Below are 9,452 nucleotides of genomic sequence, written 5' to 3'. Positions count from 1 at the left end.
GTATGACTCGCCATTTTTATATAATTTAAAATCTAGTGAGTAAGCTAAAAGCTTAAACCCACTGACCCGCTGCAAAGCCAGAGCTCCAACACCATTGGAAGTTATAACCACCAAGCCAGCCCGTTACATCCATCACTTCACCAACGAAATAGAGGCCAGACACGCTCTTACATTCCATGGTTTTTGACGATAGGTGATTGGTGTCTACGCCGCCTAGAGTTACTTCGGCTGTACGGTAGCCTTCGGTGCCGTTTGGCGCAATTTTCCAGTTTTCTAGATACTCTGCGATGTCATTCAGCTGTTTTTCATTGAACTGCTTGAGCGGCTTGTCTTCCAGTTCTTTACGATCAATCAGCACTTCCACAAAACGCTTTGGTAGTGCTTTTGCCAAGGTATTTTTCAGGCTCTGATTTGGGTGCTTCTCGCGAGAGTTAGCTAGCAACTCAGCCACATCCACTTCTGGTACTAGATTAATCGAAACCGACTGACCCGCTTTCCAGAACGAAGAAATTTGCAGAACTGAAGGACCCGATAGGCCGCGGTGAGTAAACAACAACGCTTCTTTGAACAAGGTTCCGTCTTGCGCGGTGATCTCAGCAGGAATTGCGATACCAGAAAGCTCTGCGAAAGCTTCTTTATCTTCTTTATGCAGAGTGAATGGCACTAAGCCTGCGGTAGTTGGCATCACAGACAAACCAAATTGCTCGGCAATCTTATAGCCAAATGGCGTTGCGCCCAGCTTAGGCATCGACAAACCACCTGTCGCGACAACTAGCGAGTCACACTCAACTTCGTCGGTATTGAGGTGCATCTTGAAGCCAGCATCTGTTTTTTCGATAGAGTGAACATCACAACGGTAGCGTTGTTCGACTTTCGCTTGCTTACACTCGTCAAGCAGCATGCTCACAATGTCTTTTGCGGTGTGGTCATTGACACAGAACAACTGGCCGTGATCGCGCTCTTCGAACTCAATGCCGTACTTGCTGACCATCGAGATAAAATCCCAGTTGGTGTATTGAGATAAAGCTGACTTCACGAAATGAGGGTTGTCACACAGGAAGTTGTTGGCTGAAACATCATAGTTAGTGAAGTTGCAACGACCGCCACCTGAGATTAAAATTTTTCTGCCTGGTTTCTTTGCATGATCAACCACCAGCACTCGTCGGCCGCGTTTACCAGCTTCCGCAGCACACATTAAGCCTGCGGCGCCCGCACCAATTACGATTACATCAAATTTTTCACTCATGTGGTTCTGCTTTTCTTCGCTTTTGCAGCCCGAGTACACCCTGTTCTCGAAATGCCATCAATAAAAAAGGATGTGCATAAACAGCACATCCTTACTAATTGCTCGCTATTTTAGCGGCAATTTTAAACTTTGCAATTGATGTTCAATTGTACAATTTGCAGACAGCAGCAAAACCACTATTTGGCTTAGCGAACCAACAACCAAAGCTTCACACCAAAACCTAGGCTTTACTTCTCACGGACTAAAAAAATTTAGACGATGAAAGAAGAGAGCAAGGTTACACCTAACAGAGCGGAAGAGAGTATGAATAACTGTCTTACACGATCGCACTTCGAAGTAAAAACTTCGTCATGATGATGATGATACTCTTTGCTTTTGATGTAACTGAACAGGCGAACCTGTTTGGTCATATTGCCATGGGTTGTGAAAAAACCGCCTCCGTCTACTTGTTGATAAAGTAGAGGATGCGCTTCTCGCATAATATAAATGAGCGTTCTTAGCGCAGTAAAATAACGCGCCCAGTTCACGCAAGTCACAACCATTAGTGCAAATAGAATAGTGTCGCCGCTGATCATCCTTTCCTCCCTACATCTTCATAAGAAAACTCAAAAGAAAAAGATAATCAGTGTCTTTCTCGTACTACCTAAACGGCAGGAGCTTCCATAATTGAAGATGAACCATCTTTTGCCAATTGCGCTAGGTCTTTATCAATAAAGAACAGTGCTTTACCGTCTTCACCAACAAGTTCTAGCTTATCCAATACACCTTTAAACAACTTCTCTTCTTCGTGTTGCTCTGCAACGTACCATTGCAGGAAGTTAAAGGTTGAGTAGTCTTGTGTGCTGAAAGCAACGTGAGCCAGTTTGTTGATCTTTTCAGTAATCATCTGCTCATGTTCATAAGTTTCACGGAACACTGCACCAAGGCTTTCGAATTCGTGTTTCGGTGCTTCAATCGAACCCAGAATTGGCATTGCACCTGTTTCGCTTACGTAAGTGAAAAGACGCTGCATATGTTCCATTTCTTCTACTGCATGAACACGCAGAAACTCTGCTGCACCTTCAAATCCTTTGTCTTCACACCAAGCACTCATTTGTAAGTATAGATTGGATGAGAAAAATTCTAGGTTAATTTGATCATTCAGTTGCTCAACCATAGTTTTTGACAGCATTTAAGACTCCTAATTACATCCTCAATTTTCTCTACTATATCACTATTTAATGAATATCTCGCAGGCCATTAGTTAACCAATATTTCGAGCTGTCATTACGCAAGACAGTGGATATGAGATCACTTCAGCAAAAAAAACCATCGCATAGTGCTAATCTTAAATCAGACAATGAATAAAGGAGGTAGCGATATGAGTTACAAACATATTTTGGTCGCGGTCGATTTATCAGAAGACAGCAAATTAATTGTGGATAAAGCGGTAGCATTGGCTAAGCCATTGGAAGCCAAAGTCTCTTTTATCCATATCGATATTAACTACGCAGAGCTGTATACCGGCCTGATTGATATCAACATGGCCGAAACCCAGCACAACGCGATGGAAGCGTCTCGTATTCAGCTGCAAAATTTTGCGGAGCACGCCCAATACCCGATCACCCATACCCTAGTAGGCAGTGGTGATTTGAGTCATGAGCTGTGTGACACCATCAACGAGTTCAATGTTGATCTCGTGGTTTGCGGTCACCATCAAGACTTTTGGAGCAAGCTGCTCTCTTCAACACGCCAACTGATCAACGCCTCTCCGGTTGATATGCTGGTCGTGCCTCTAAGAGATTCAGAAGACTAATGATTTAAGGTTAGGTAACATACAGCTCATATCTTATTAACGAAGTTTTACTATGAGCTATTTAGCTGGTGTTACCCTCCTATGGGCCTTCTCCTTTAGCCTGATCGGCGTTTACCTTGCGGGTCAGGTTGATTCTTGGTTCTCTGTTTTAATGCGTGTTGCCCTTGCCGGCGTCGTATTTCTCCCTTTCCTAAAGTTTCGCGGCGTATCGCGTAAGCTGATCGCTAAATTGATGGCAATTGGTGGTATCCAGCTTGGCCTGATGTACTGCTTCTACTATCAATCTTTCTTACTGCTATCCGTTCCTGAAGTCCTTTTGTTTACCGTTTTCACGCCAATTTACGTCACGCTTATTTATGACTTTCTCAAAGGGCAATTCTCTCCGTGGTACCTAGTGACAGCGGCAATTGCGGTATTGGGCGCGGTATTCATTAAGTTCGCAGGTATTAACGAAAACTTTTTAGTCGGCTTCCTCGTCGTGCAAGGCGCGAACCTGTGCTTTGCTATTGGTCAGGTGGGCTACAAGGTGGTGATGGAGAAGGAATCGACCGAGTTGCCTCAGCGAACCGTATTTGGTTACTTCTACTTAGGGGCGCTATGTGTCGCGTCAGTGGCTTTCATGCTACTAGGCAACCCAGAGAAACTGCCCACCACCACACTTCAATGGGGAATCCTGATCTACCTTGGCTTGATTGCGTCGGGGCTGGGTTACTTTATGTGGAATAAAGGCGCGTGCATGGTGAATGCTGGCGCGCTGGCAGTGATGAACAATGCCTTGGTTCCTGCTGGTCTGGTGGTGAATATCCTGATTTGGAACAGAGATGTCGATTTGGTTCGCTTGTCTATTGGTGGCGCCGTTATCTTATTCTCTTTATTCGTCAATGAGACGTGGGTGAAGAAGCGCGTAGCAAGATCCGCAAGCAACGCTTAGCTGATTTGAACGAGCTACATGAGTCAGCTCGGATAACCCCAAAAAGCAAAAGAGCGACCTAAGGTCGCTCTTTTTAAATCATCGCTGTAGCAATAAACCATTCAAATCAACTTCAGTGGATTTGATTGTGGCTCACTACCTGAGTCTTGGTTTCAGTGAAGGCAACATCATCAAGTTGTAGGTTGATTCGTTCCAATTCACTTTCCAGCTTCTGACTTTTCTTAAACAGCTTTTGCTGCTTCTTAATCATCTTCGCCAGTTTCTTATTGTACTTCTCTTGTTTCTTCGCCGCTTTCTTCGCTTGTTTGAGTTCAGCTTTCTCATCACCGCTCGCCTTCGCCATCAGTTTTTTCAGCTTGGCTTTTTTCTGTGCGGCTTCTTTTTTGGCAAGCTCAGGGGCCATATCAGCGGCGGCTGGATCGAACATTTGTACGCTCGGTTCAATTGCCTCGTTGATTTCCGCAAGCGACAGTTCTGGTGCAGGTAATGTTTCCGCTAGCAGGCCGCATGCGACTTTCTCTTCAACGGGTTTGTTTTGACAACCAAGAGGTGGAATTGCGGTGGGTTTGCATAGATTCGCTTGATCCGCCGAAGAACGCGCGCAAGAACGACACACGAACTTAGGTTCAGTCACTAAGCTGTGGATCTCGCCCAAGTGTTCGGTGATATCTCGACGGTTTAACTTACAAAAGCGTTTAGCCATGCTTCAACTCCAGCTAAGAATAATAATGATTCTTAGTTAGATATACATCCGTAACGCGACTATCGCAAGTGTTAAATGGCAATTTATCGTATTTATGACGGGAAATTTTCTTAGCGTGTATCTAAGTTATTGATGCTTCAATTAAGTCATTGATGCTTTCACATAGACGTCAAAACGGTTCTTTTTGGTTTCAATCGCCATGCTCGGTTTTTGTTCGTCTAACCAAGCAGCGTAATCCGGTCTTTTAACCACAACTCGCTTCGATGCCAATTTCATCGCCGGCTCAAATAGACCATCAGCATCCAGATCGGCACCCACCAAAGATTGGAATACGCGCATCTCTTTTTTAACCAAAGCCGATTTCTTTTTGTTCTCTGGGTGTGGGTACATTGGGTCGAGGTACACCACGTCTGGCTGTTCGAAGTCAGGATCGTTGCTGAGCTTATCCAACGCATCGTGACTGGATGCGTGAATCAGCTTCATACGCTCACTTACCCAACCACCGATGTCTGGGTCTTGTTGCGCTCGCTGCAAGCCATCATCAAGCAGTGCAGCCACAACTGGATGACGCTCGACCATTTGCACCTTACAACCTAGAGAAGCCAACACAAACGCATCGCGCCCTAAGCCTGCAGTACCATCAAGAATAGTTGGCGTTGCGCCTTTGTTTAAACCAGCTGCTTTGGCAATCGCCTGACCTTTACCACCGCCAAACTTACGTCGGTGACCAACAGCGCCTCCCACTAAATCAACAAAGATAGCGCCAAGCTTAGGCTCATCGACTTTACGTAGCTCAAGTCGCTCACTAGTCAGTACCAAAGCAAAATCGCTGCTTTCATCATGAGATAAGTTCCAGCGGGTCGCTAAGTCATTCAAATGATCGATTTGGGTAGCATCTTCGCAAATCAGTTGTAGTTGCAAGGTCGTCTCCAACAGACAGTAGTATTCAAAACAAAAGAGGCAACCAGTTTACCTGATTGCCTCAACAATACATATTAGCGGTGAAAAGTATTCCCAGCTAAAGTCGGCTTACCTAAACCAATGGCTCTGTCTCTCGCTCTTGTCTTAACTCTTCAACAAGCTCTGCGAGTGGCTTAGGTCGCCCTATGATGTAGCCCTGCGCGTAGTTCACACCCAGTTCGATAAGCTTGTCGATAATCTGGGTATTTTCAACGAACTCAGCCACGGTGTGCTTGCCCATCTGCTTGGCAAGATCATTGATCGAGCGAACCATCACATGGTCCATCTCATTCACATCAATATCACGTACAAACAAGCCATCGATCTTCACAATATCGACAGGCAGCTTTTTCAGATAGCCAAATGACGATAGCCCTGAGCCAAAATCATCCAATGCAATCATGCAGCCAAGCTCTTTGATTCGAGTGAAGAACTTGATCGCCTGCTTCATGTTACTCATGGCCGCTGTTTCGGTGATCTCTAAACAAATCTTATGACACGGTATCGATGAATCGCTCAGGCTATCTATCAAAAATTCGACAAACTCACGGTTACCCATCGAGTGACCGGAAAGATTGATTGAACACATCCCCAGTTCCTCAATAACCTCAGGGCGTTGCTCCAACCAACCCAAGGTTTGACTGACGACTTGGCGGTCAATCAAATGCGCGATGTTATAACGCTCTGAGGCTGGCATGAAGATCCCCGGGGAGATGTATTCCCCTTGGATGTTCTTGATGCGGACCAAGATTTCAAAGTGCATTTTATCGCTGTCTTCATCTAGGCCAAGAATTCGCTGCGCAAACAACTCTAAGCGATCGTTAGCCAAGGCCTCATGCACTAGGTTAACGCACTCCATCTCAAGATGGCGACGACGCAGGTCTTCATCATCTTGATGGTAAAGATGATAGCGATTGCGACCTTCTTCTTTAGCGGCATGACAAGCTGCATCCGCCTGAGCGTGCACCATCTGTGGTGAAGCTGCTGTATGGTCAATCAATCGAATACCGATAGAGCACGTTAGGTTGAGTCGAATATCATCCCACAAGAATGGATTCTCACTCATCATCGAGATAATACTGCGACACACATTCACCGCATCTCGTTCAGTACAGTCTTTCATCAGCACAGCAAACTCATCACCACCCATTCGCGCTAACACCGCATTGTAAGGCAGTACGTCTTCTAGCAGTTTGGCGCTAAACAAGATCGCAGCATCACCCGCTTCATGTCCTGCGGTATCGTTCAGCACTTTCAGCTGATCCAAATCTAGGAACAACATTGCGTGAGTTCGCATGTGGCTCTCAACCTCTTTCAGCGCCTTTTGCAGCTCTTGCTCAAAGTGGTTGCGGTTAAAGGTGTCAGTCAGTAGGTCATAGCGAGCCTGATACTCTAGCTTTTCAGAAAGCTCGTGCGTTTCGGTGATGTCTTCACCCACAATCAACAGCTGATCAGACTCCACCAACGGGCGGATATTTTCACGAATCCAGCTCTTGCTGCCGTCGGCATGGCGATATTCGATATCACGACGCCACACACCACGAATCTTATGCTGAGGTTGCAGCAAGATATGACGAGGAATCATCGCGTTCTCATCAACATAGAATTCTCTAGGGCGATGGCCCAACAACTGATCGAGAGGGTATCCCAAAAGCTCTTCGGCAAACTGGTTCACTTGTTGAATGCGATTATTGCCATCGAGCGTAATCATCATCACCGGCTGTTTGTCGTAATACAGCTTCAAGTTTGCTTCACGTTGGAACAGCTTATTCTCAGCAAGCTTACGTGAGGTCACGTCGCGCGCCTCAAAGAGAAACTGAATGTCTTCGTCTTCACTGCCCGGCATCGGCTTCAATGAAATATCCAACACCATCGCACCGCGATCTCGACACCACACCTCGGCTTCAAATCGTAAGGCTGGGTGCTCACTTTTTGCGATGAAATATTCGGCTAGCACTTCTCGCGCAGAACTTTCCCAATGTTGGTGTTGTTGCAGCGGCGTTCCCAGTTTATAGCCTTGATTATAAAGCAGCTCATGTAACTTGCTGTTACTCGACAGCAGCACGCCACCCTTATCAATGATGCCCATAAATTGCAGGCTCTGATCAAATATCGACTCCAACAGTCGTTGGCTTTGGCGACTTGCACGTTCGCTCTTCTTCAGACGGTTAAGGTAATACACCAACACCGCGATAACACACGACATGCTCAAGAACATTAAACCGATGGTGCGAATTTCATCGCGATAGCGCATTAAGAATGACTTCGGCTTATTGAGGAAGGTTACTGAGGCTTCATTCTCTGCACCCAAATCCCAACGTGAGATCTGTTGGTAATCGAGTTTGATTTCTGGCGCGCCAGCAACCACCAATGGCAATGGAGCCTTAGGATTGTTCAGCACGCTCAACAGCACGCGCCCCGTGTCTCGACCTTGCGTTTCTCCACTGTGGATCACGCCACCAATCGCACCAAACCCAAGTCCTAAATCATGCACAATATACAATGGCATCTGAGTTTTTTTGTTGAACTGACGCCAGTCTTCTTTGCTGCTGACCCGACCATTGATGTCGCGGTAGTAGGCCCAGAACAACAAGCTTTTAGTTAGATCAGCGCGTTGCGCGAACGTCATCAGTTCTTGATAAGAATCAGGCGTATATTGCTCCACCATCCCAGAAAACTCAGGGCGTTTTTGTAGAAATAAATCCACTTGAGCGCGAATCGCTTCACCCGTTACCGAGTGATCGGTAACCACGTAAACTTTTTTAACCGTCGATTGAAGTCGATTGATCAGCTCAATATTGCTCGCCATATCAATATCTTCAGTGATACCGGTTGCGTGCAAGCCTTCAATCATTTGCGGAGAAAAATTGTTGATGCCACCAAAAATAACGGGCGTGCCATTGAGTTCGGGCGCTAAGCGTTTCATCAGATTGAGGGCGTTATTATCACTGACGACTACAGCGGCAAACTCTTCATGCGACAGCTTAGTGCGGTATAGCTGATAAATTCGCTCTAAGTATTCAGCGTTTTGAGTTCGCTTGGTATCGAGATAAACAACCCGGTAAGATAACCCATCGCGATCGAGCTCATCAGATAGTCCTTTATGGAAATCATCTGTCCAGAAAAAGCCTTGATGATAAGAGTGAATAACCAACACATCTTTTGCCTGAGCTGAAGCAAAAACACTCCAACACATCACAATAAAAAATAACGAAAATCGCACTGAATTCACCCTAACCCTATAGTTACTGCTAATATTATCACCCTTGGCTATGATGTGTACTCAAGCCGGTATGTTTTTCATTCAACCTAAGGATTATGCATGTCCACAACCACAGCTCGTCTAGATGATCTAGACCGTGCCATTCTCAAAACCTTGATGGAAGATGCACGAACTCCTTACGCTGAAATGGCAAAGCAGTTCGATGTCAGCCCTGCGACGATTCACGTTCGCATCGAAAAGATGAGATCGGCAGACATTATCGAGCGAACGGAAGTTGTGGTAAACACCAAAAAACTGGGTTACGACGTGTGTTGCTTTATTGGCATCAACCTTAATGCTGCCAAAGATTACCACTCGGCGATCGCTAAGCTGAATGCCTTAGACGAAGTGGTTGAGGCGTACTACACCACTGGTGCTTACAATATCTTTGTAAAGCTGATGTGTAAGTCGATAGAAGAGCTGCAGTTTGTATTGATCGATAAGCTGCAAGCGATCGATGAAGTTCAGTCGACAGAGACACTGATTTCATTGCAGAACCCTATCAACCGCAATGTGAATCCATAACATTGATTCGCCTTGCTTGGCATAACGCAC

At 45.7% G+C, this 9,452-nt stretch carries 9 protein-coding genes; 3 read left to right on the top strand and 6 right to left on the bottom strand.

Features of this window, described 5'->3' with window-relative positions; translation table 11 throughout:
• Nucleotides 1-52: 52 nt before the first annotated feature.
• The 3 genes from AB4323_RS01760 to ftnA form a co-directional block, all read right to left on the bottom strand.
• Entirely contained in the window at nt 53-1,246 is a 1,194-nt protein-coding gene (locus AB4323_RS01760; RefSeq protein WP_372151463.1) for an NAD(P)/FAD-dependent oxidoreductase, read from the bottom strand.
• 251 nt (nt 1,247-1,497) lie between these two features.
• Nucleotides 1,498-1,821: a universal stress protein UspB gene (uspB, locus tag AB4323_RS01755; RefSeq protein WP_009848060.1), complete on the bottom strand. Its 324-nt coding sequence runs from the start codon at nt 1,819-1,821 to the stop codon at nt 1,498-1,500.
• A 68-nt stretch (nt 1,822-1,889) separates the two neighbouring features.
• Nucleotides 1,890-2,417 carry a non-heme ferritin gene (gene ftnA / locus AB4323_RS01750; RefSeq protein ID WP_017070096.1) on the bottom strand — a complete coding sequence of 176 codons (528 nt, stop codon included), beginning with the start codon at nt 2,415-2,417 and terminating at the stop codon, nt 1,890-1,892.
• Nucleotides 2,418-2,606: 189 nt separating this feature from the next.
• Between ftnA and uspA the strand changes: the two genes are divergently transcribed.
• Nucleotides 2,607-3,041: a universal stress protein UspA gene (gene uspA, locus AB4323_RS01745; RefSeq protein ID WP_017060149.1), complete on the top strand. Its 435-nt coding sequence runs from the start codon at nt 2,607-2,609 to the stop codon at nt 3,039-3,041.
• 52 nt (nt 3,042-3,093) lie between these two features.
• Nucleotides 3,094-3,972, top strand: a complete 879-nt coding sequence (locus tag AB4323_RS01740; RefSeq protein ID WP_017060148.1) for a carboxylate/amino acid/amine transporter — start codon at nt 3,094-3,096, stop codon at nt 3,970-3,972.
• Between the two features lie 112 nt (nt 3,973-4,084).
• Here the strand turns inward: AB4323_RS01740 and AB4323_RS01735 are convergent, their stop codons facing one another.
• From AB4323_RS01735 to AB4323_RS01725, 3 genes are all read right to left on the bottom strand, one after another.
• Nucleotides 4,085-4,675, bottom strand: a complete 591-nt coding sequence (locus AB4323_RS01735) for a hypothetical protein (RefSeq protein ID WP_017060147.1) — start codon at nt 4,673-4,675, stop codon at nt 4,085-4,087.
• A gap of 141 nt (nt 4,676-4,816) precedes the next feature.
• Nucleotides 4,817-5,596, bottom strand: coding sequence for a class I SAM-dependent methyltransferase (locus AB4323_RS01730; protein ID WP_017060146.1), 780 nt, complete (start codon nt 5,594-5,596; stop codon nt 4,817-4,819).
• A gap of 112 nt (nt 5,597-5,708) precedes the next feature.
• On the bottom strand, nt 5,709-8,831 hold the full coding sequence (locus AB4323_RS01725) for an EAL domain-containing protein (RefSeq protein WP_372151510.1): 3,123 nt from the start codon (nt 8,829-8,831) through the stop codon (nt 5,709-5,711).
• A 126-nt stretch (nt 8,832-8,957) separates the two neighbouring features.
• Between AB4323_RS01725 and asnC the strand changes: the two genes are divergently transcribed.
• Nucleotides 8,958-9,422, top strand: coding sequence for a transcriptional regulator AsnC (gene asnC / locus AB4323_RS01720; RefSeq protein WP_008218581.1), 465 nt, complete (start codon nt 8,958-8,960; stop codon nt 9,420-9,422).
• Nucleotides 9,423-9,452 lie beyond the last annotated feature (30 nt).

It is taken from the genome of Vibrio sp. 10N.261.52.C11 (assembly GCF_041471405.1).
GTDB classification, from domain to species: domain Bacteria; phylum Pseudomonadota; class Gammaproteobacteria; order Enterobacterales; family Vibrionaceae; genus Vibrio; species Vibrio crassostreae_C.
This window is presented reverse-complemented; position numbering and strand designations above follow the sequence as displayed.

Coding starts and splice junctions, on each gene's coding strand:
- AB4323_RS01740 (WP_017060148.1), top strand. CDS start 3,094: ATGAGCTATTTAGCTGGTGTTACCCTCCTATGGGCCTTCTCCTTTAGC.
- uspB (WP_009848060.1), bottom strand. CDS start 1,821: ATGATCAGCGGCGACACTATTCTATTTGCACTAATGGTTGTGACTTGC.
- uspA (WP_017060149.1), top strand. CDS start 2,607: ATGAGTTACAAACATATTTTGGTCGCGGTCGATTTATCAGAAGACAGC.
- AB4323_RS01760 (WP_372151463.1), bottom strand. CDS start 1,246: ATGAGTGAAAAATTTGATGTAATCGTAATTGGTGCGGGCGCCGCAGGC.
- asnC (WP_008218581.1), top strand. CDS start 8,958: ATGTCCACAACCACAGCTCGTCTAGATGATCTAGACCGTGCCATTCTC.
- AB4323_RS01725 (WP_372151510.1), bottom strand. CDS start 8,831: ATGTGTTGGAGTGTTTTTGCTTCAGCTCAGGCAAAAGATGTGTTGGTT.
- AB4323_RS01735 (WP_017060147.1), bottom strand. CDS start 4,675: ATGGCTAAACGCTTTTGTAAGTTAAACCGTCGAGATATCACCGAACAC.
- ftnA (WP_017070096.1), bottom strand. CDS start 2,417: ATGCTGTCAAAAACTATGGTTGAGCAACTGAATGATCAAATTAACCTA.